This is a genomic window from Nocardia brasiliensis (genome assembly GCF_042691675.1).
Taxonomy (GTDB): domain Bacteria; phylum Actinomycetota; class Actinomycetes; order Mycobacteriales; family Mycobacteriaceae; genus Nocardia; species Nocardia brasiliensis_D.
In genome coordinates this window covers 446,084-465,457 of the sequence record NZ_CP170507.1, presented here as the reverse complement: position 1 = coordinate 465,457, position 19,374 = coordinate 446,084, and the positions used below count along the sequence as shown (strand labels likewise).

The window sequence follows — 19,374 nt, the reverse complement described above, 5'->3', positions numbered from 1 at the left end:
CGGTAAACAGTGGTCCCCAACAACGCCCGACCGCTGCCAATAACCCGCCACTGCACCGGTTTCCGGTGCGAGCCCCCGGGCGAGTCCGCCCGCAAACAGCGCATCGACGGCAGCACGGGTGCACCCATTACCCCTGTTTGGCTGCCGCCTTCGCCTGCTTCTTGAATTCCCTGACTTGCGCGAGCGATTCGGCATCGGTTACGTCGGCGACGGAACGGCGGGAGCCTTCGTCACCGTAGGCACCTGCGGCTTCCCGCCAGCCCACCGGCTGGACGCCGCGCTGTTTACCGAGCAGTGAGAGGAAGATCTTTGCCTTCTGCTCACCGAATCCTGGCAGTGCTTTCAGGCGGCGGAGCACCTCTTTGCCGTCGGGCTTGTCCTTCTTCCACAGGTTCTCGGTTTTGCCGTCGTAGTTCTCGATGATGTAGCGCGCCAGTTCCTGGGCACGCCGCGCCATCGATCGGCCGTAGCGGTGGATGGCGGGTGGGGTGGCGCAGAGGTCTTCGAATTCTTGGGGGTCGGCCTCGGCAATGCGGTGGATGTCGAAACCACCCATGCGGTCGGCGATCTTTTTCGGGCCGCGGAAGGCGTGTTCCATCGGATACTGCTGGTCGAGCAGCATGCCGAGCAGGGTGGCGAAATGGTCCTCGGTTAACAGCTCGTCTGCCTCGACCTCCTGCGCTAGGCAAAGCTTGCGACTCATCGCCATTCCTTCCCACCGTGACAAACTGCTCGGACGGATTCGATCATCTCATCTGTCCAGACGCATGAAGGCGTCCTCCACGGGACCTCTTCTCGCTATTCGCCGCGGCCACGCGCCGTTGATCATGAACTGGGCGCGCCTATGCGCCGTTCGGTCCGGCGGTGACAGGGCTCACAGGCCTGGCGTGCGCCGGTATGGGGCCGCGCGTAGGCTCCTGCGCATGCCTCAGCAGACGGCAGTACCTATATCGGCTCCCCACACGATGGGCACGGCTAGGGATGGAAACGGGCCCATGAACACCTATACATTGCGCCCGGATCGGTTCGACCGAGCAGGCCAGGATCAACTCGTCGACGTTCGCGACCTACAGGCCGCGTTGCCCGGCATCCGCCGGTTGCGGGAATGGGCGCACGCCGCGCTCGCACTCCAGCCGGGCGAACGCGCGGTCGACATCGGCTCCGGGACCGGCACGGAGGTGATGGCCTTCGCCGACGTGGTCGGTCCGGACGGCGTGGCGGTGGGCGTCGAACCCGACCCGAACCTGCTCGCCTCCGCGGAACGTCGGGCCGCGCAGACCGGTTCGACCGCCAAGTTCCATTCCGGCGACGCCTACGGCCTGCCGTTCGGCGCGAACAGTTTCGATGCCGCGTTGTGCGAGCGAGTGTTCCAGCATCTGACCGCGCCCGCCCGCGCCGCCAACGAGATCGCCCGCGTGCTGCGCCCCGGCGGCCGCGTCGTGGTGATGGACAGCGACTGGGGCACGGCGATCGTGCATCCCGGCGAGCGGCAGGTGGTCCGCGAGGTGGTCGACACGCTGATCTCCGCGACCACCAACCCGTTCTCCGGCCGCAAACTGCCCGGCCAACTGACCAAGGCGGGCTTGGTGATCGACGAGATCGGTTCGCACGCGCTGGTGCAGGATCGCACCGTCGGCGTCGGCTCGCTGGTCACCCGCATCTCGGCGATGGCGGTGGCGCGCGGTGTGATCACCGAGGAGCAGCGCGCGCAGCTGATCGACGACCTGGAAGCAGGCGCGGCCAGTGGCGATATCCATCTCTCGGTGACGATGTTCGCCGTGTTGGCGCACAAACCGAACTGACCCCGAACAGCGCAGCGGGCGCGTACCTCGGTACGCGCCCGCTGTCGTCGATCTACTTGCCGAGCAGCTTCTCGGTGGCCGCGAGCAGTACGCAGGTGGCCAGGCCGTCCATCGCCTTCTCCAGTTCGGGCAGCTTCGGGAAGCTGGGCGCGATCCGAATGTTCTTGTCGTCCGGGTCATTCCGGTACGGAAACGCCGAACCGGCCGCGGTGAGCGCGATGCCCGCGTCCTTGGCCAGCGCGATCACCCGTCCCGCGGTGCCCTCCAGGACATCCAGGCTGATGAAGTAGCCGCCCTTGGGCTCCGTCCAGGACGCGACCTTGGACGCGCCCAGCCGATCCTCCAGGATGCGCAGCACCAGTGCGAATTTCGGTTCCAGGATGGCGCGATGCTTCTGCATGTGCGCGCGCACGCCGTCGGCGTTCTTGAAGAAGCGCAGATGGCGCAGCTGGTTGATTTTGTCCGGGCCGATGCTCTTCTTCGACGCGTGCCCGAGGTACCAGTCCAGGTTCGCGGTAGAGCCGCCGAGAAAGCTGACGCCCGCGCCCGCGAAGGTGATCTTCGAGGTGGAGGCGAAGACCAAGGGACGGTTGGGGTTTCCGGCCGCGGCGGCCAGGCCGAGCACGTCGATCACCGGGGCCGCGGTGTCGGTCAGCGGGTGCACGGCGTAGGCGTTGTCCCAGATCAGACGGAAGTCGGGTGCTGCGGCGGGCATCGAAACCAGGTCCCGGACAACATCTTCGGAGAACGTGACGCCGGACGGGTTGGAATAATTCGGCACCGCCCACAAACCCTTGATCTGTGGGTCGTTCGCGATCAACGCGGCGATGGCGCGCGTGTCCGGACCGTCGTGGTGCATCGGGACCGGGATCATCTCGAAGCCGAGCACCTCGGTGATCGAGAAATGCCGGTCGTAGCCGGGGCTCGGGCACAGGAACTTCAACTTGTCCTCGGCGGCCCACCGGCGCTCGGAGTCGTTGGTGCCGTACAGCATCGCGAAGGCGAGCACGTCGTGCATGAGTTCGAGGCTGGCGTTGTTGCCCGCCAGCAGGTTGTCCACCGGGATGCCGAGCAGCTCACCGAAGATCGCCCGCAGTTCCGGAAGTCCGTGCAGGCCGCCGTAATTGCGGCAGTCGGTGCCGGTGCCGTCACGGTAGTCACCGTCGCCGGGCAGCGAAAGCAGTTCGGCGGACAGGTCGAGTTGTTCCGGAGAGGGTTTCCCTCGGGTCAGGTCCAGCGTGAGCTTCTCGGTCTTGAGCGTCGCGTAGTTCGCGTTCTGAGTCTCGTGCTCGGACACGAGTTCCTCGTGGCTCATCAAACCGATCTGCGTTTGCCGGGGCATCCTGGGCAGCCTTTCGAAGCAGCGGGACGTGGGTTGTGGCCGGACCGATGTGCGGCGGCCGGACATTCAGCCCGCCGAGCGCATCGTGCACCGACGGACCGTGTTCACGTTACCCGTGTGTTGCTCTGATTTGGAGGCGATATTCGACAGCCGGACCGCGGTCCGTGCGGGCCCCCGAGATTAAGGGGACCCCGCGCACCCGGCAGAGCCCATTGACCCTTGCTGCCTTCCGGCCCTGGGGGAGTTCACAGGATGCGCGCCGCGCGGGATCCGTCGGCCAGTGTAGCCGCTCCCCCGCCCACCGCCATCCTCCGGGTGCCCATACTCGGGTCAAAAGTGGACCGAACAGGGACTTTTCTGGCCCACATGGACCCGTTTGGCGCCCACCCGCCCCGTACCGGTATGCTGCTCCACGGAGGATTCGCCTAGTGGCCTATGGCGCTCGCCTGGAACGCGGGTTGGGTTAACGCCCTCAGGGGTTCAAATCCCCTATCCTCCGCAGAGAAGACGCAGGTCGGGGGCTATTTTCGGATAGCCCCCGGGTTGCGGTCAACATGCGGTCAACACGACCGTGCATCTGAGGCTCGATTCGGCGCACCGACACATTCCTGTAGGCGCGAACCCGAAGGTGACCCGATGCCCAGCATCCGCGAACGCACGACCAAGCGCGGCCCCTCGTATTTCCAAGTCCTGTTCCGGCACAACAAACGTCAGTGCTCCGAACGCTTCGACACTCTCGACGAGGCGAAGCGGTGGCAGGCGGTCCTCAATCTCTACGGTCCGGCCGAGGCGCTGGCCTTCCTGTACGCGGAAGCCGAGAACGAGGCCGCTGCAACGGATGTGCCCAACATCCACGATGCCTTCACCGAGATCATCGACAGCATGACCGGGGTGGAGCCGGGCACCCGGCACCGTTATCGGCGGGTGCTGGTCAACGACATCGAGCCGTTCTTCGGAGCCAAGTCTCCGGTGACGGTGTTCTGCGAGACGGTGATCGGCCGGTGGATCAACCACCTCGCCGAGAACGTCGGCAACGCCGCGAAAACCATTGCGAACAAACACGGTGTGCTCTTCGGCATCCTCAAGAAACTCGCCCGCCGGGGAGTGATTCCGTCCAACCCGTGCGAGCAGACCGAGCTGCCGCGTGTGGTGCGCGCGGAGATGGACCACCTCGAACCCGAGGAGTTCGCCGCCCTGCTGCGCGCACTGCCCGAGCGGTGGCGACTACTTGTGGAGTTCCTGGTGGCCTCGGGCGCGCGCTGGGGCGAGGTGACCGCGCTGCGCGTGCGCGACATCAACCGCGCGGCGCTGACCGCGCGAATTCACAAGGCGTGGAAGTACACCGGTGGCAAGCGCCGTCTGGGCGCGCCGAAGACCCGCAAGTCCACCCGCACGATCAATCTTCCCGGTGGTCTGGTCGCCAAGCTCCCGCTCGACGGGCGCGACCTCGACGCGTGGCTGTTCTGCACCATCGACGGTGAGCCGTTGAGCATCTCGCACTTCTACAAGGACGTGTGGGTGCCCACCCGCGACGCGCTCTCGCTCGCGGCGAACGACCCGCTGGGTGGCAAGCGGCCTCGCATCCATGACATGCGCCACACCTGTGCGGCGTGGATGCTCTCGGCCGGAGTGCCGATCCACGTGGTGCAGGCCCATCTCGGGCACGAGTCGATCAAGACCACCGTGGACACCTACGGTCACCTCGACCGCCGGGCCGCCGCCGACGCGGCGGCGGTGATCGGCGCGAAACTCGCACCGCAACCCAGCCAGCCCGCACCGCTGCCGCCCGAGCTCACACCGCTGCCGCCCACCCTAGCGAAGGTGATCTCGCTGCCCGCTCCGGTCTATGACACCCCGGCGTTCGCGAAGGCGGCGTGATCACCATGGAGCACAACGACATCGGCGGCGGTACCGGTGCCGCCCGCCGCTCGCGGATGCGGCCACCGACGCCGCTGCAGCGCGCGCAGTACGCGGCGATCATCGAGCGGATGCCCGCGCACCAATGGCGGCTGTTGACCGACTATCTGGCCTTCTCCGGCGAGCGCCTGGCCGAGGCGTTCGCCCATGCCGAGACCGACATCGACCCCGGCACCGGTGCGTGTGAAGTCCGCCGTTACTGGCGGCGTCGGGGCAATCGGTGGGAGCTGGTGGATTCGCCCGCGCCGCGCCGGATCTATCTGCCCGAGGAGCTGGTGGCTCGGCTGGAGTTGGGCGGGACGGGTGAGGAGTTGTTCCGCATCGGCGGGGCGAGCGGGCCGGGGCTGCTCACGCGCTACGTGCGCCGGGTCTGGACTCCGGCGGTCGCGGCGGTCTCCGACGAGATGCTCGGCGGGGCGCGTCCCGGCGTGGCGGTGCTGCGGGTGACGTGTGCCCAGTGGATGGCCGAAGCGGGCGTGCCCTGGCCGCTGATCGCGGCACATCTGGGCTTCCCCGACAACGGAGGGTTCCTCCGGGCACATCCGGAGGTGCTGGCCACGGCCGTCGGGGAACAGTAGGCACCGGCCGCAGGCAATCCAGCGGGGCGACTCGGCAAGATCCGGGTCGCCCCGCTGTCGTGGCCGACACCGTTGCCCCACGCCGATCGATCGGGAGATGGACGAGAATGGTGATCATGACCGAGGAGCGGGTGCAGGTGCGGTGCATCTTGGTGTACGGCGAGGGTGCGGACGCGGTGGCGCAGCTGGCGACGCCGTGGCATGAAGGCCGTGCGCCGTTGCTGGTGGCGGCGTCGGTGATCGCCGAGCAGGCGGGTCTGCCCGCGGGCGAGTTGCCCGGCCGGCACTTCTGGGCCACCGGCGACGCGGCGGGACTCGACAGGTTCGAGTTGGTGGACGACCCCCGCCGATAGCGTTGTAATCACTACTCTTTTGTTGTAATGTTGGTGCCGTTGGGCGGGGTCGGACCCGCCCGGCGGACAAATCACCAACAACCCGGAAGGGGCTCACATGAGCGACGAACACGACGACCTGCTGGCCATGCTCAGCGAGGTCACAGACCGCAACCACGCCCGCATCGCCAAGGTCCTGCTACTGCTCGACATCCCGATCAAGATCGAGGTACCCGAGGACGCGCAGGAATCCGCAGCTATCGACGCCCTGCTCAACGCCCGCCAGCTCATGCGTGAGCTGCCGACGCACCCGGTACACGAGGGTGTGCTGAACACGGCGATACTCGATTTCCTGGGCGGGCTGACCTTGACCAACACCGCCTTCGACAACCCCGGTGACGCGGAGTGGCTGCTGCGCGCGGCGCTGCTGAGCATGTACCGGGTCAGCGAGCAGGTGAGCATCGCCTACGGCCTGCTCACCGGCCAGATCTCGACCGAGGAGCTCGACGGCTTGCAGGACTGAACGACAGCGGATGCCCGGCGCGCTGCGCGCCGGGCATCCGCCCGTTGACGGTTTGGTGGCCAGCGGGGCGAGGCGAACCCCTGAGTCGGAACCCCGCTGGCCAGACAAATCGACCAACCCAGAAAGGGGGTCAACACACGATGGTAAGCCCAGACGGCCCCGCCGCGCCACGGTGGATCGCGCCTGAAATCGCTCAGCGCTACGGCCGGGCGTTGGCCACGGTGCAGAAGGTGTGGATGGTCAAGCCCGGCTGGCCCGCGCCGGTCGGGCGACGCGGTCACTGGAACGAGTACCTCGCCAGCGACATCGAAGCCGCGATCGGCCTACCACCGGCCCCCGCCCAGACACCCGGCGATCCGGACGAGCTGCTGACCATCGCCCAGATCGCCGCTTACACCGGCAAGGCCCGAGGCACGATCGCCGCCTACGTCTCACGAGGCCAGTACCCCGCCCCGGACGAGGACGAGAACGGGGTCAAGCGCTGGCGTCGCGCCACCGTCGACGCCGACCTCGCCGCACGCCGGAAGTATCTACGGCCGAAGTCATGAAAACCTGTTCAGGGCAACATATTTCACCTTGAGCATCGGTGTAGTTACTACTCTTCCATCGTAGTGTCGGTGCCGTCGAGCGGGGTCGGACCCACCCGGCGGACGAATCACCGGCAACCAGGAAGGACTCACCATGAGCAACCAACACGACGACGAGCGCACCCAGGAATTCACCCTGAACAAGGTCGCGGCACTGAGCAGGCACACCCACGGCGTCATCGCGGAAATCCTTGCCGCACTGCCGATCCCGATCACGGTGAATCCGCTCCCCGCCGCCGACCTCAACGACGCGCTCGGCGAACTCGCCAGCGCGCGCACAGCGCTGCACGACATGCCGCTCGACGCGGGAACCTGCGACGCGATCGCGGCGACACTACTGGGCTGACTCACCGCCGTGACCCTGGCGGCGGTCGAGCCCGACGACGACGGCAGCGACGCCTGGCTACTCGAAGCGGCCTACTACCAGATACTGGCCACCGACCTGCGCGCCCACCTCGCCCTGGACATGGTGACCTCGATCTGACCGATCACCACAACGATGCCCGGCGCGCACCCAGCGCGCCGGGCATCCGCACGTCGAGGACTCCCCCGGCCCGGCACCTGCCGGTAGTGTTGTACGCCGAAATATGTTGCCGTACAAGGGTTTTCATCGCGATGATGCTTCCATTACCGTTGTTCTGTTTGTAGTGTCGGTGTCGTCGGCGCGGGGTCGGACCCGCCTGGCACGACAGATCACCGGCAACACGGAAGGGTTCGCGATGAACCTCGACAGCACACACATGCAGGGCGTGGAATTACGGCAGCTCCGAATACCGCGCCACCGCAATCTCGTTCGCCACCTTCGGTTCCCGCGCGGTGACCGCGCATGAGCAAACCGCAGAAGCCGCGCGAAGACCGCTACGAGTGGGAAAAGGCGCGCGGGATGATCACCGCCTTCGGCGAGGCCAAGTCGCTCAAGCAATGGTCGATCGACCCTCGGTGTACCGTGTCGCGGGGGACGTTGCGGACTCGGCTCGCGCTGGGCTGGGAACCCGAGGACGCGGTCACCCGCCCCAAACACGAACGGCCCGTGCTTGAGTTCACCCACGACGGGCACACTCGGACTCTGCTCGGCTGGGCCGAGCAGAGCGGGATCAACTATCACACCCTCTACCGGCGAATCACCGTTGGCCGCATGAGCTTCGCCGACGCGCTCGCCAAAGGAGCCGACGGACCGCACTTCATGGTGGCGGTCAGCGCGTTCGGTGAAACGAAACCGCTGTACCAATGGGGCGTTGACGAGCGGGCCAAGTGCACCGCGATGACCATCCGCAAGCGCATCCGGCAGGGATGGGATCCGGAGCAGGCGATCACCCAGGAGCCCCACTCGCGTAGCACGCTCGGCACCGGCGTCCCCCTCGATGCGTTCGGAGTCCGGATGGGTCTCGAGGACTGGGCTCGCCTGACCCATATCCCGACCGAGGTGATCCGCCACCGCATGAACGGCCACGGCCTCACCCTCGAAACAACCCTGGCATCCCTGGGATGGGTGCCTCACGAAACCGGCGCAACGCAGCCGGATCTGGTGCAGACTCCGGCCGACGATCTACGCCCCGGCGACACCATCGTGGCCGTCACTCAGGACCCCGGCACGAATGACCTGTCCTTCACTGTGCGCCGCATCGGCATGCCCGAGCTCTCGGCCGACGCCTGAGCACCTCTTGCCCTGGGCGGATCGCCGATTCGCCCAGAGCACGGTGTGTTTTGAAAACTGTTGTGGTAGAAGAGTTTTCATTGTCTACGTTGTTGTAAGCACTACCCTGCCGTTGTAATGTGGGTGTCGTTGGACGGGGTCGGAACCCGCCCGGCGCGACAGATCACCACACGACGAAAGGGATCGAGATGAACCTCGACCAGTACGACAACAACGCCGAGAAGATCGGCGCGCTCGCCATGCACACCTACGACGAGATCGCCGGATTCCTGGACACGCTCACGAAGCCGATCCCGATGCCGACAATGACGGAGGTGAGCATCGACGACGCGCTCGACGCGATGGTCGCGGCCCGCCGAAAGCTCAGTAGCGAGCCGATATCCGAGGACGCCCGTAGCGCCGCCCTCATGGCGATCTTGACCTGGGTCAGCGGAGTGAACCTGGTGATGATCCAGCGCGCACCCGACGGCAGCGATAACTACCTGCTCGAGGCGGCGGCGTTCCAGCTGCTGGAAACCACGCACCACGCGCAGAAAGTCCACCGGCTGCTGACCGCACACTGATCACGTATTGCCCTGGGCGACGAGCACACTCGCCCAGGGCAATGCCCGTTTCGGCCCCCAGGCCGCCCTTCCGCGAGATTTCCCCGCCGATCCCGGACGGCACCGCCACACGAACCCGCGACGACGACCCCCCGGGGTCGGCGCGGGATCCCGTGCCCGTCGAGTTTTCTCCCCGAGGGCAGCGACCCATCCGATGCCGAGCGAGCCGCGCACATGCCCAGAGCGGTCGAAAGATGTTGCAGCACAACAGTTTTACCTGACCAGACTGTTGTAATAACTACTCGACCGTTGTAATGTTGGACTCGTTGGAGCGGGGTCGGACCCGCCCGACAGGACAGATCACCGACACAAGGGAGCCCACGATGGACACCATCAACTTCGACGCCACCATCACCTTCCCCGCGCCCAGCGCGGACGCCGACGCGGTGCAAGCCGCCGCGAACCTGCTGACCGAGCACTACTGGATGGTGGAGACCGAGCCCGGCGACGACCTGGTCAGCGCCATCGCCGAGAACCTGGCCAGAGAGTTCGAATGCTTCGACGATCCCGAGATCAAGCGCAACGACGACGGGAGCGTGACCATTCACCTCACCGGACAGCGCGACGCCTCGGAAGCCGAAGACGCCTTCGACTACCTGGAACAGGCCGGAGCCACGGGCACCATCGCCTATGCCAGCGACGACGGCACGATCGGCTCTTGGACCTTCCCGGACGCTTCCTAGCCGAACGGTTCGAGGTGGCGGCCCTGCGCCGCCACCTCTTCGGCGTCGTCAGCGCGTGAACGCCCCTCCGGCGCACCGCGTGCGCCCTCTTCTTCTCTGTCCCCCCTGATGAAATCGTCTGCGTAAGCGGAGATCACAGGTCGTGGAAGTCCATGTCGTAGTCCTCGTCGGTGTCATCGGTGTAGTTGGCAATGCCCTCGTGCCGGGTACAAGCCCGGTCGCAACTCTGGCCGATGTAGCTGTGGGCTTGGGTGAGCGCGTCGCCGAGCTCGGCGACATGGCGGCGGGCATCGAGGAACCGGTGCGCGGCGGTGAACGCCTGCGAGGCGTCCAGCTCGTCGTATTCGTGACTCTGTTTGGCCCATCGCGCCAGGCCCCAGTACAAGCGGCGCTGCTCGTAGGCCATATCGGTCAGCGCGCACGTCAGCTCGAAGCGGTGCGCCGGGTCGGGTGCGCCATGCCAGCCCGGCGTTGCGATCGCGTTGCTGAGATAGCGGTTCAGCACCGACATCAGCTCGATCGCCTGCTTGAGCTGGGCAGGCGCATACGAGGCGCCCAGGTCGTCGTCGCGGAAGAACTTCGCGGTCAGCGCCTGGACGGCGGCGGCGCAGTCGTGGTCACGGGCACTGCGGGGCTGCCACAGCGCGGTATCGGAAGTCATGCACGCACTGTAGAAGTGCGGCCGGGGCGCCGGGCGGATACGCGCCGCGATTCTGCTCGATCGCAGCACTCTGTCGCGGCCGGCGAGCGAGTGCCCCGCGGTCGTTGCGCGGCCCGGCGCGGCGACGAGCCCGGAACTCCGCCTCAGCGTTGAGATCAGCCGCGGACGTTCGACTTCGGCGGGCGCCCCAGCCGGGTTCGGGCTTGCCCCACGTCTGTCCGGTGTCGGGGTTGAGACGGACAACACTAATCGGGTGGATGGATCGACGACCAGCACGCTAATGTCGAACCACGGCCGACCGCCCGCTCCACACCAGGGAGGGACGGTCGGTTCTTTCGTTCATCGAGGTCCCGCCGAAGGCCGGAGTCCGGTGAGCGCCATAGCACGTATCGCCGCGAATCTACGTAATGTCCTGTCGACCAGTCGATTATGCGTCGCAACGGTCGACTTTCTCGCCCGGCAGAGGGGTTCATGGTGTGGACGAAACAACCACAACGGGAAGGACGAGGCGATGGCCAACAACCTCTACATCGTGCAGGAGTACGACAACAACGGGATGCCCTTCGACGAGACCCTCTCCGACACCGAGTATTTCGATGACGCGGATTTCGGCGACACCGCCGAGCCCGCGGCCGTCGCCGCCTGGGAGGCCGCCGCCGCGCGCGGCGGGTTCTGGAAGCTGCTCAAGGTCGGCTAGCCCCCGAGAGGCCGCGATGCCGCCCGGGTACGCCGGGCGGCATCGCTCGTCGGGGGTCAGCCCCATTCACCGGCCAGCGCCAGCGCGGCGGTCTCGGCGGTGTCGAAGAACGGGCCGCGCGTGCGGCCAGTGCTGTCGCTGACCTTGCGCCAGCCGGTGGGTACGCGGGCAACGTGCCCGCACGGCCAATCGTTGATCCGGACCTCACACCGCAGAGGCCCGTCGGCATCGGCCTCGACAACGGTGAGCACGATCCGGATCTCGCTTCGCCCGCTCATTTCCGTATCCCCTTGTCCTGCCAAGCCTCCAGATACCTCACCAAGGCGGAGGCGGCGGCAATGCTGGGCTCGGCTTGTCCGGCGTGTGGCCAATCATCGCGATGGAGAGCGAGGTCATCGAGGAGCTTGTGCGCTTCGCTGACGAGGGTTTTCAGGTCGATCGCGGTGAAGCCACAGACCCATCGATACAACTCGAGGCAGTAGAACTGGCCGACCCATCCGGCGGCGACGACTTTTGCTTCATCCTCGGTGAGCACGAGGCCCGCCCCCTCGTCCCGATAGGCGCGGCGGGCGACGTCGCCGTAGGTCGGCCTAGCCATCCTGACCTGCCCCTGCGTGCAGGAACTCGGCCAATGCGGCGACGGCCAGGGCGGCGGTGTGCGGGTCACCTGCCGGATCCCAGGTGTGCCATCGCGTCGCGATAGCCGGATGCCGGACTTCGGCCAACAGTCGCTCGGCTTCGGCGGCCAGCTGGCTCCGGGCGATCTGCTCGGCGTGCGGTCCACCGTCGCACCAGTGAGCGAGGCTGAAGAATTCCTCGCCGTTCCAAGGCGTGCCGCCGTAGTAGTCGGTGAACCATCGCCATGCGATGGTCCGGGCCTCGGCATGGGTGATCCGCGCACCGGGGTCGACGACGAGCCGGGCGACGACCTCGCCATAGGTCTGATATCGGATATCGCTGTCGGGCATGGCTTTTGCGCCCCTTTCATGATGGGTTCCAACGGCCAGCCAGGTGCACCGGCCGGTCGGCCGGTGCCCGAGGCTGGGCGTTGGATCCGCTACTCGTCGGCGGCGAGGGTGTATCGCTTGGGCGCGTCGCAGGTGCGGATGGCGGTGCCGTCGGCGACCAGCTTTTCCAGGGCGTTGTGGATGGCCCCGGCGGAGCGCTCCAGGTCCTTGGCGATCTCGCCGGGGGTGAATTCCCGGCCCTGGCAATCGGTGAGGAAGTCCTCGACCATCCCCCGTAGCACCCCCTTGCCCAGTCGCTGCGGCTTGACCGATTCCTTGGCGTCCAAGGTCGCCTCGGCGTCGGTCTCGTCGGTCTCGTCGGTCGCCGGTTCGGTGGCGTCGTCCTGCTCGGCCGGTTCAGCGTTCTCGGCGGCGGGCTCGGCGCTGGTGTCGATGGCTTCGTCGAGATCCGTAGCGGCGGAGGTGATCCCGGGTTCTGCGGCGTCGGCCTCGTCCTCGCCCGCTGTCGCGTTGTCCTCGCCGGTGGTGGGCGTGGCCGGGTCGTGCGCCGTTGTCGCGATGTCGGCCGATTCAGCGGGGACTTCGGCGGTCTCGTCGGCGAGGGTCTCGCTCGCGCCGTCGGTATCGCCGGAGGCGGTGTTCGGCCACCAGCGGTCGGCGGGGCGGCGGGCACTGCCATCGGATTCGCCTTCGGTGCGGTACGCGCCGCCGGTGCGCTCCAGGGCAACCAGGAGCTTGCGGGCGGTGGAGCCGCCGATTCCGGCGCGCTCGGCGAGTTCGGCGGAGGTGGCACCGGGTGCTTCGTGCAGCGCGACCCAGAGCTTGTCGGCGGTGGTGGGTTCGGTGGTCGTGGTGGTGTCGGACATGACAGCTCCTCGAAAGGTGTGGGTGGGTGGTCATGCCCCGGTCGGGGCGGTAGCCCCCGGTGTGCTGCCGGTGTGTTCGGGCTACGACACCATGAACGCTCTCGCCGCCACCGAAGTCAAGCTGGGTGTTAATGAAATCTGTTGTCCACCAACAATTTTCGATACACCCTGGGCTTGACTCGTGGCGGGGTGCAGAGCGTTCATGGTGTCGCAGCAATCAACCAGCACGAAAGGATTCGCAATGACCAGCGACACCAACCACACCGCACTGCCCGACTTCTTGACCGGCATGGACCTGGCCGACTTCACCGAACGCCTGGCCGGGCATTGGGAGCCCGGCTGGACGCTGTACCCGTACATGAACGGCACGTGCGAGGCGTACCTCAACGGACCGCAGCGCCAAAAGATACGGGTCTCCCCCGTCGGCAAGCACCGAGTGGAGGTGGTCGGGCTCACCTACGACCTGCCGGACCTCTACTACGACGAGAACGCCGAGTACTGGCACGAGCGCATCAAGGTCAGCACCAAGCGACCCATCGACAAGATCGCTGCCAAGGTCCGCACCGAGTTCCTCGAAGGCGAGAACGGATACCTGGCCCACCACAAGTACTTGCGTGACCTGCGCGACCGCTTGCGCGCCGAGGAGAAGTGGCCCGGTGTCGACCCCGAGACCTTCCCCAGCCCCCGCTACGGAATCCGCGTCCGCTAACTGTGAACGGCACGGCGGGTAGAAACGGCTCCTCTACCCGCCGACCTTCGTTGGGCCAGGTCGTGAACTCGGTCCGGTCCGAGTGTGTTAGGCATGGCGGACGGATCATGCGGCTGCGGGAAAATTGTTGTGCCGCAGAGGGCAGGCAGACCCGCCAAGTACTGTTCGATCACCTGTCGTGTTCGGGCATATCGTGCTCGCGAAAGTCCGGCTGTACAGTAGAGCGCGATCCACCGTCGGCGGCGGTGACCTCTACTCCATCATCAGCGACGGAATCTTCCGGTAGCGGCTGATGACCTGACGAGGTCCGGCCCGGTCGTCCGGGCGGGACGGCCGGGCCGTGTGCGGTTCAACAGCTCACGGTTGGTGCTCGGATTCGTCATCGCCAAAGGTGGCGCCGCGAAGCTCTGCGAATACTTGCTGGCGCGCGAAGGCTACGATCGCGTTGTAGATCACGATCACCGTGACCGTGTAGGTCAGCGTCGCGATGCTCTTGTACAAAAGGCCCATGATGTTCTCCTTGCGTTCCTATCGGGAAGCTTTGTTGGGCAAGAGAATTCGGATCCCCTCCGGAGATCAGGAATCTGTTTGTCGGCTGAGTGGGGGTGGCGCGCGAGCTTGCACTGTCGGTGAACGGCCAGGACTACCGCTAGGTCGGTTCGCTGAGGCTAGGTCGGTGTTCGGACAGCCGCATTGCCACCCGGAGCCGGGCTGACATCACAGCGCCCCAGCTCTGGTCGGTCATCTCCTCGCTGGCAGCTGGCACCGAGCCGTACTCGGCGGTGAGGGTCGCTTCGGCCCGTCGCAGCGGCAGGCACTGGCGCGAGCAGTCGTAGTGGAGGCTCATCGCAGTGGTGGCGTCGTCGCGAGTGAGTTCACCAGGATCGCCTAGGCAGTCACTGAAACGCTTTGTGGCACCGATCTGGTCGGGGCTCGCTGGGTTCATGACAACGCCTTCTCGGCCGCGACCTTGTCATCGACGATGCGCCACCCGCCCCACGCGCACTCTCGGTTGTCCCACGTCTGGTGTGACTGAATCACGTTGTCGGCCACCGACACCGCCCCGCACCACACGGCGGGGCAGGCGACCCGGATCAGCTGGTGGTCGGCGTCGAATTCGGCTCTGCCGCAATCAGCGTGCAGCCTGACGTATCCTTCTCGGCCTGCCGCGACGCCGATCGGGATCGTGTCACGTCGCATGTCGGCGGCTGCCGGAGTGTGGTGAGAGTTGGTCCGCGGGTGGGCATGTAGCCAGGATCGCCACCTCACCGGTATGCCCCCGCTAGGAGGGTTTCGTGGAACCAATCGATAAAGCCCGGGTAGTCGACCGCGCACGATACTTCCATCACGCGACCGTCGAGGTCTCGGTAGAGCCGGGCGTCTTTCTCGATCCGGATCCACTCACCGCGCATGGTCACGAACGGAAGCTGCAGGGGCAGGGTGAGTGTGAGCGGGTCGTGCATCCAACTTCCGCCGCGCCGCGCGAACCACAGCTCGAAGTTGGTAGCCAGCAACTGTGCCGCCGGGTTGGGCGAGGACCGTAGGCTGCGGATCACCGCCCAGTCCGGGGTGATTCGGATTTCTCGCGCGTTGGTGAAATCCGACAGCATCAGCCTTGGCTTGTGAGCGATCCGCAACCCCAGCCCGGCGGCGACAGTGTCGATGCGCAGGTTATGGCTGGCCACCCGCTTGTCCCGATAATGATCGAGCCAACCGCCCATTTGATAGAGCACGAACCGCTCGGCCAGCTCCGGGGCAGCGGTGACGACAGCGGCGTAGTTGCTCATCGGCCCCATACCGACCCAGTCGATCGGACCGGTCGTCATGGTGCAGATCCGTGCCACCGCGTCGACCAGATCGTCGGGCTGTGGCTCCAGGCCATCGAGGTAGTCGTCCATCAGGAACCGCTGCTCGCCACCGAGATCGAGGCCGGCGATCACCGGCACATCGGTACGACCCAGGTGATCGAGTGCGTATCGGGCCAGGCGAGCGCGCCGACCACGGGTCTCATCAGCGGTGATCACAACGAGATTCGGTACCGTCTCGGCGGCAATGAGCAACGCTGCGAGGTCGTCGGGGTCATAGAACAGGTCGGTGTCCAGGATCATCAGCCTGTCCAGCCAGCCCGGCATCGTGCGGGTGAACGCCGCTTTCAACGGCTGACCGTTCAGCGGTGGCGGGTCGTCGAACATCTTCGATGCACTCCTTCATGGTGATGTTGGCAATTTCGGATGGAAGCTCGGCGCTGAAGCGGCACGGGGCCAGCGGGCTACTCAGCCGCCGCCATCGCGGCTGTCGATGCCGTTCGGTGGGTCTGATCAACGGCACCCACCGCCCACAGGAAGCCGCCGCGCTCTATTGCCCACCTCCGTGCACAGGTCGGTGTAGCCGTCGGCGAGCTCGGCGACCCGATACCAGGCCGCATGGACCCTGACGTCGACAGGATCCAGAGTCATCAGCAGGTGATAGGCGCGCACGACAGCGCACGCGAACCGGTCGATCACTTGCCCCAAGGTCTCGGTGTGCAGGGTCGCACTCGGGTGCGGGACCGGCAGCCGCTCCGAGACCCACAAGTCGATCTCGTGAATCAGTTCCGCTCGCTCACAGCAGCTTTCGGCGCACGCGGGCTTACCGAGTAGCTTTCGCCAGTGCAGCCGCCCCAGTTCGTTGGCGAGCTGGCATAGCCGGTGGGTGTCCTCGAACTGCCCTCGGATCGCCAGGAATAGCTCGTCATCAGAAGGCAGCGACACCGCGATCACCGCCGGGTTGCCCGCGCCGACGCCGGGTCACGCACCGCAATCGCACTGTTGTGCAACGGATCCGGTGCCGCTTCGGCGTGGTCGATCACGACCAGCGCCGAGTGCAGCACCTCGGTACGGGCCGGAAGCAGTGCTCCGCGACGTGGTGGCGAGTGCCATGTCCACCCGAGTCCGGCATCGGTCATCGGCAGCCATACGGGCGAACGTGGCGGCAGCATCGCCCCGTTGTGGCGAGTCAACGCAGGCACCGCGCGGTTGCGCAGGTGCCCACGCCGCCTGCCGACGAGGAAGATCCAGAAACCGCCCCGTTGACCGTGACGGATGATCGGAACCGAAATGCCCTCGCCGAAGCTGTTTTTCACCTGTCGGCCCAGCCATGGTGGCATCAAGATCGCGCCCACTGTGTCATCGGTCAGCACGAACGCCCGCTGATAGGACAGCTCCGCCGCCAGCCCGTACCGGTTGCGATAGAACTGCGCCACGTCCTTCGGTGCGTGACAGCCTTCGAACATCACCGCACCACCCCCAAGTGACGCCCACCGTGGTCACCTGGTTCTTCCGGCGGTGCAGGCGACCCGATCGGCTCCCACACGCACTCAGCGGCGTCACGCCGCCCCTCCGCCGCACCGGCCATAAAGCCCTGAATCCGCCTGCCACGCACCTGAACCCGCTTGCCATGCAGCAACACCCAGTCCTGCGTCATCGAACAGCCCGCATCCCACGGCGAGTACTCGGCCTGGCAGGCGCAACGAGTTGACGGTTTTGCCATATGCATGGCTCTGTCGCCATGCCGACCACTTCCAGCGTCGTCAGGCCAAGGATCTGCGCGTACGGTCCCAACGCCGCAAGCTCCTCGGCCGCCCTCAAGGCAAGAACAGCTTGATCCGCGGTGAGAGTCATCCCGGGCAAGAAGCTGACCTCCCACCCGCCGCCTTCCACACTCCGCGCCTGGTGGTCGATCTGGTCACTTCTCATCGAGTGGCCGACTACGTGTACCGCCATCGCTCCCCGATCCCGATCGGCGTTAGCCGAAGGATTTGTCGGTCGTTTCTCGGTTCGACCGCATTCGGACCTGAACGATGTCCTTGCAGGCCGCGCTCATTAGCAATCCGCCTGTGCTGGTGCAGTTCATGTTCCGATAGCGATCGGTTGTATCCAGCACAAACGATGTCGGCGGTCGTGGCTACCGACCGCGATGCCGCACATCGCCGAATGTTGGCAGGCAGGGGTAGTATTTTGCCGAATTTCGGGTTCTAGCAGCACATTCGCTTCCACTTGCACGAAGTTTCAGTACGATTCAAGGAATGGGTGGGCTGAATTCCAACGCGGAACTGCGACGGCTGCTGGAGGAAATCGGGTGGTCGCCGTACGAATTGGCGCGAGCGGTAAATCGACTCGTCAGTCCAGATCGCCGGATTCACGCCAAGACGCCCTTTGCATGGCGTGACCGGGGAACCGTGCCACGAGATCCGTTGCCTGCCGTGGTCGCAGGGATCCTCACTGAAGCGCGTGGCGAAATAGTCACGGTCGACCAACTGTGGCCTGGACAGGCCCACAAGACCGAGGTATGGCTGCCCGCTGTAGCGCAGATTGCCCCGGATAGGTGGCTACCGCACGACACCCTGGCACTGCTGAAGGAGTTCCGGGCATCTGGGAAAGCAAAAACCCACTTTGCAGTCTCCGGTAACGAGCTCACCTCACTCGCCGAGTCCTGGGCCTTCGGCAACCACGCGTTGATGTCGAACCGTATGACTGCTGGACAAGGGCGGATCACCCCCGACTACATCGACTACCTCGGAAAGGACCTAGCCGAACTTCGACGTCTCGACGACGGGCACGGTGGTGAGCTCGTCTTGCGCGCGGTCGTCAACCGGCTCGCAGAGGCAATCGACCTTCTCAGTGATTCGTCGTATCCAGCGGATCTAGGACGTCGTCTGCTCTCACTGGCTGGTCAGATGGCCCAGTTGGCAGGATGGCTCGGATTCGACCTGGGACGACACGGATTTGCCCAGCGCATGTATCTTCTCGGCCTTCGGGCCGCAGTAGCGGCAGGCGACAAACAGCTTGGCGCCCTCGTGCTCAGTTGTATCGCGTTCCAGCAGACATGGCGCAACCGACCTCACGACGCAGTATCCATCATGGGCACAGTTCAACAGGGGCTCCGCTCAGCCACGACACCTCGTGTGCAAGCGCTGATCGCGATGCGTGAGGCGCGCGCATTCGCTACTTCTGGAATGCACTCCGAGACCTCTGCCGCGCTCGAACGCGCGCACCAAGCTCTTGCGCGCGGCCAGCATGACCACGATCCTGCCTGGGTCTACTGGATGGGTCCGACCGTCCTGACCAGCGAGGCTGGCCGCTGCTACCTTCACCTCGGCGACACCCTTCAAGCCGAGCAACAGCTCGCGCAGGGTCTCGCAAACCTGAACCAGGATGCGACGCGCGACCGAGTCCTCTACGGACTCTCCCTCGCTCTTGCCCACGCCCGAGGAACAGGCGGGCGACAGGATCTTGAGCTCGCATGTTACGAAGCCGGGCAAGTGCTGCCGATGCTGCCGGAAGTGGGTTCGGCACGTTGCCGCAATCTCATCGACACAATCAACGCAGAACTGCGCCCGCACCGCGCCACCTCAACCGTGCGCACCTTCATCGACAAGTTCGAAACGATGAAGAAGGCAAAAATCTGCTAATTCT

Annotated in this window: 27 protein-coding genes, 1 tRNA gene and 1 other RNA gene; 15 read left to right on the top strand and 14 right to left on the bottom strand. The window is 65.8% G+C overall.

Going from position 1 to position 19,374, the window contains the following annotated elements; translation table 11 throughout:
- Window positions 1–127: 127 nt before the first annotated feature.
- On the bottom strand, window positions 128–703 hold the full coding sequence (locus ACFK0J_RS02495) for an HhH-GPD-type base excision DNA repair protein (protein ID WP_378736173.1): 576 nt from the start codon (window positions 701–703) through the stop codon (window positions 128–130).
- Between the two features lie 292 nt (window positions 704–995).
- On the opposite strand from ACFK0J_RS02495, the gene ACFK0J_RS02490 reads away from it, so the two are divergent.
- On the top strand, window positions 996–1,802 hold the full coding sequence (locus tag ACFK0J_RS02490) for a methyltransferase domain-containing protein (RefSeq protein ID WP_378736171.1): 807 nt from the start codon (window positions 996–998) through the stop codon (window positions 1,800–1,802).
- A gap of 52 nt (window positions 1,803–1,854) precedes the next feature.
- On the opposite strand, the gene ACFK0J_RS02485 is transcribed toward ACFK0J_RS02490, so the two are convergent.
- Window positions 1,855–3,144 carry an aminotransferase class I/II-fold pyridoxal phosphate-dependent enzyme gene (locus ACFK0J_RS02485; RefSeq protein WP_378736169.1) on the bottom strand — a complete coding sequence of 430 codons (1,290 nt, stop codon included), beginning with the start codon at window positions 3,142–3,144 and terminating at the stop codon, window positions 1,855–1,857.
- A gap of 180 nt (window positions 3,145–3,324) precedes the next feature.
- Window positions 3,325–3,419: signal recognition particle sRNA small type (gene ffs, locus ACFK0J_RS02480), an RNA gene on the bottom strand.
- Between the two features lie 139 nt (window positions 3,420–3,558).
- Between ffs and ACFK0J_RS02475 the strand changes: the two genes are divergently transcribed.
- The 11 genes from ACFK0J_RS02475 (at window position 3,559) to ACFK0J_RS02425 (ending at window position 10,020) form a co-directional block, all read left to right on the top strand.
- Window positions 3,559–3,643, top strand: a tRNA-Ser gene (locus tag ACFK0J_RS02475).
- Window positions 3,644–3,780: 137 nt separating this feature from the next.
- On the top strand, window positions 3,781–5,022 hold the full coding sequence (locus ACFK0J_RS02470) for a tyrosine-type recombinase/integrase (RefSeq protein WP_378736167.1): 1,242 nt from the start codon (window positions 3,781–3,783) through the stop codon (window positions 5,020–5,022).
- Window positions 5,019–5,639, top strand: coding sequence for a hypothetical protein (locus ACFK0J_RS02465; protein WP_378736165.1), 621 nt, complete (start codon window positions 5,019–5,021; stop codon window positions 5,637–5,639). The genes ACFK0J_RS02470 and ACFK0J_RS02465 overlap by 4 nt, the downstream gene beginning before the upstream one ends.
- 116 nt (window positions 5,640–5,755) lie before the next feature.
- Entirely contained in the window at window positions 5,756–5,992 is a 237-nt protein-coding gene (locus ACFK0J_RS02460) for a hypothetical protein (RefSeq protein WP_378736163.1), read from the top strand.
- A 97-nt stretch (window positions 5,993–6,089) separates the two neighbouring features.
- Window positions 6,090–6,494: a hypothetical protein gene (locus ACFK0J_RS02455; protein ID WP_378736161.1), complete on the top strand. Its 405-nt coding sequence runs from the start codon at window positions 6,090–6,092 to the stop codon at window positions 6,492–6,494.
- 140 nt (window positions 6,495–6,634) lie between these two features.
- Window positions 6,635–7,042 (top strand): helix-turn-helix transcriptional regulator, encoded by a 408-nt coding sequence (locus ACFK0J_RS02450; protein ID WP_378736159.1) that lies wholly within the window; start codon window positions 6,635–6,637, stop codon window positions 7,040–7,042.
- Window positions 7,043–7,175: 133 nt separating this feature from the next.
- Window positions 7,176–7,427, top strand: coding sequence for a hypothetical protein (locus ACFK0J_RS02445; RefSeq protein WP_378736157.1), 252 nt, complete (start codon window positions 7,176–7,178; stop codon window positions 7,425–7,427).
- A gap of 9 nt (window positions 7,428–7,436) precedes the next feature.
- Window positions 7,437–7,565 carry a hypothetical protein gene (locus tag ACFK0J_RS02440; protein ID WP_378736155.1) on the top strand — a complete coding sequence of 43 codons (129 nt, stop codon included), beginning with the start codon at window positions 7,437–7,439 and terminating at the stop codon, window positions 7,563–7,565.
- Window positions 7,566–7,907: 342 nt separating this feature from the next.
- Entirely contained in the window at window positions 7,908–8,735 is an 828-nt protein-coding gene (locus tag ACFK0J_RS02435) for a hypothetical protein (RefSeq protein WP_378736153.1), read from the top strand.
- A 188-nt stretch (window positions 8,736–8,923) separates the two neighbouring features.
- Window positions 8,924–9,298, top strand: coding sequence for a hypothetical protein (locus tag ACFK0J_RS02430; RefSeq protein ID WP_378736151.1), 375 nt, complete (start codon window positions 8,924–8,926; stop codon window positions 9,296–9,298).
- Window positions 9,299–9,660: 362 nt separating this feature from the next.
- Window positions 9,661–10,020, top strand: a complete 360-nt coding sequence (locus tag ACFK0J_RS02425; RefSeq protein WP_378736149.1) for a hypothetical protein — start codon at window positions 9,661–9,663, stop codon at window positions 10,018–10,020.
- A gap of 133 nt (window positions 10,021–10,153) precedes the next feature.
- Here the strand turns inward: ACFK0J_RS02425 and ACFK0J_RS02420 are convergent, their stop codons facing one another.
- Window positions 10,154–10,681 (bottom strand): hypothetical protein, encoded by a 528-nt coding sequence (locus ACFK0J_RS02420; RefSeq protein ID WP_378736147.1) that lies wholly within the window; start codon window positions 10,679–10,681, stop codon window positions 10,154–10,156.
- Window positions 10,682–11,192: 511 nt separating this feature from the next.
- Here ACFK0J_RS02420 and ACFK0J_RS02415 point away from each other — a divergent pair.
- Window positions 11,193–11,378: a hypothetical protein gene (locus ACFK0J_RS02415; RefSeq protein WP_378736145.1), complete on the top strand. Its 186-nt coding sequence runs from the start codon at window positions 11,193–11,195 to the stop codon at window positions 11,376–11,378.
- 56 nt (window positions 11,379–11,434) lie between these two features.
- Here the strand turns inward: ACFK0J_RS02415 and ACFK0J_RS02410 are convergent, their stop codons facing one another.
- The 4 genes from ACFK0J_RS02410 to ACFK0J_RS02395 form a co-directional block, all read right to left on the bottom strand.
- Window positions 11,435–11,656, bottom strand: coding sequence for a hypothetical protein (locus ACFK0J_RS02410; protein ID WP_378736143.1), 222 nt, complete (start codon window positions 11,654–11,656; stop codon window positions 11,435–11,437).
- Entirely contained in the window at window positions 11,653–11,976 is a 324-nt protein-coding gene (locus tag ACFK0J_RS02405; RefSeq protein ID WP_378736141.1) for a hypothetical protein, read from the bottom strand. Before ACFK0J_RS02405 ends, ACFK0J_RS02410 begins: the two co-directional genes overlap by 4 nt.
- A complete protein-coding gene (locus ACFK0J_RS02400) occupies window positions 11,969–12,346 on the bottom strand; it encodes a hypothetical protein (protein ID WP_378736139.1) in 378 nt (125 codons plus the stop codon). The genes ACFK0J_RS02405 and ACFK0J_RS02400 overlap by 8 nt, the downstream gene beginning before the upstream one ends.
- 89 nt (window positions 12,347–12,435) lie before the next feature.
- Window positions 12,436–13,212: a hypothetical protein gene (locus tag ACFK0J_RS02395; protein WP_378736137.1), complete on the bottom strand. Its 777-nt coding sequence runs from the start codon at window positions 13,210–13,212 to the stop codon at window positions 12,436–12,438.
- 241 nt (window positions 13,213–13,453) lie between these two features.
- Between ACFK0J_RS02395 and ACFK0J_RS02390 the strand changes: the two genes are divergently transcribed.
- The gene (locus tag ACFK0J_RS02390; RefSeq protein ID WP_378736135.1) at window positions 13,454–13,921 is read left to right on the top strand and encodes a hypothetical protein; all 468 of its coding nucleotides are present in this window, start codon (window positions 13,454–13,456) and stop codon (window positions 13,919–13,921) included.
- 357 nt (window positions 13,922–14,278) lie between these two features.
- Here ACFK0J_RS02390 and ACFK0J_RS02385 read toward each other — a convergent pair whose 3' ends face one another.
- From ACFK0J_RS02385 to ACFK0J_RS02360, 6 genes are all read right to left on the bottom strand, one after another.
- Window positions 14,279–14,431 carry a hypothetical protein gene (locus ACFK0J_RS02385; RefSeq protein WP_378736133.1) on the bottom strand — a complete coding sequence of 51 codons (153 nt, stop codon included), beginning with the start codon at window positions 14,429–14,431 and terminating at the stop codon, window positions 14,279–14,281.
- 139 nt (window positions 14,432–14,570) lie between these two features.
- The gene (locus tag ACFK0J_RS02380; RefSeq protein WP_378736131.1) at window positions 14,571–14,867 is read right to left on the bottom strand and encodes a hypothetical protein; all 297 of its coding nucleotides are present in this window, start codon (window positions 14,865–14,867) and stop codon (window positions 14,571–14,573) included.
- A complete protein-coding gene (locus tag ACFK0J_RS02375) occupies window positions 14,864–15,121 on the bottom strand; it encodes a hypothetical protein (protein WP_378736129.1) in 258 nt (85 codons plus the stop codon). The genes ACFK0J_RS02380 and ACFK0J_RS02375 overlap by 4 nt, the downstream gene beginning before the upstream one ends.
- Window positions 15,122–15,186: 65 nt before the next feature.
- A complete protein-coding gene (locus ACFK0J_RS02370; RefSeq protein ID WP_378736127.1) occupies window positions 15,187–16,113 on the bottom strand; it encodes a nucleoside hydrolase in 927 nt (308 codons plus the stop codon).
- A gap of 126 nt (window positions 16,114–16,239) precedes the next feature.
- Window positions 16,240–16,671, bottom strand: a complete 432-nt coding sequence (locus ACFK0J_RS02365) for a DUF4254 domain-containing protein (RefSeq protein ID WP_378736125.1) — start codon at window positions 16,669–16,671, stop codon at window positions 16,240–16,242.
- Between the two features lie 5 nt (window positions 16,672–16,676).
- A complete protein-coding gene (locus ACFK0J_RS02360) occupies window positions 16,677–17,192 on the bottom strand; it encodes a hypothetical protein (protein WP_378736124.1) in 516 nt (171 codons plus the stop codon).
- A 792-nt stretch (window positions 17,193–17,984) separates the two neighbouring features.
- Between ACFK0J_RS02360 and ACFK0J_RS02355 the strand changes: the two genes are divergently transcribed.
- Window positions 17,985–19,370: a hypothetical protein gene (locus ACFK0J_RS02355; RefSeq protein WP_378736122.1), complete on the top strand. Its 1,386-nt coding sequence runs from the start codon at window positions 17,985–17,987 to the stop codon at window positions 19,368–19,370.
- Window positions 19,371–19,374: the final 4 nt, after the last annotated feature.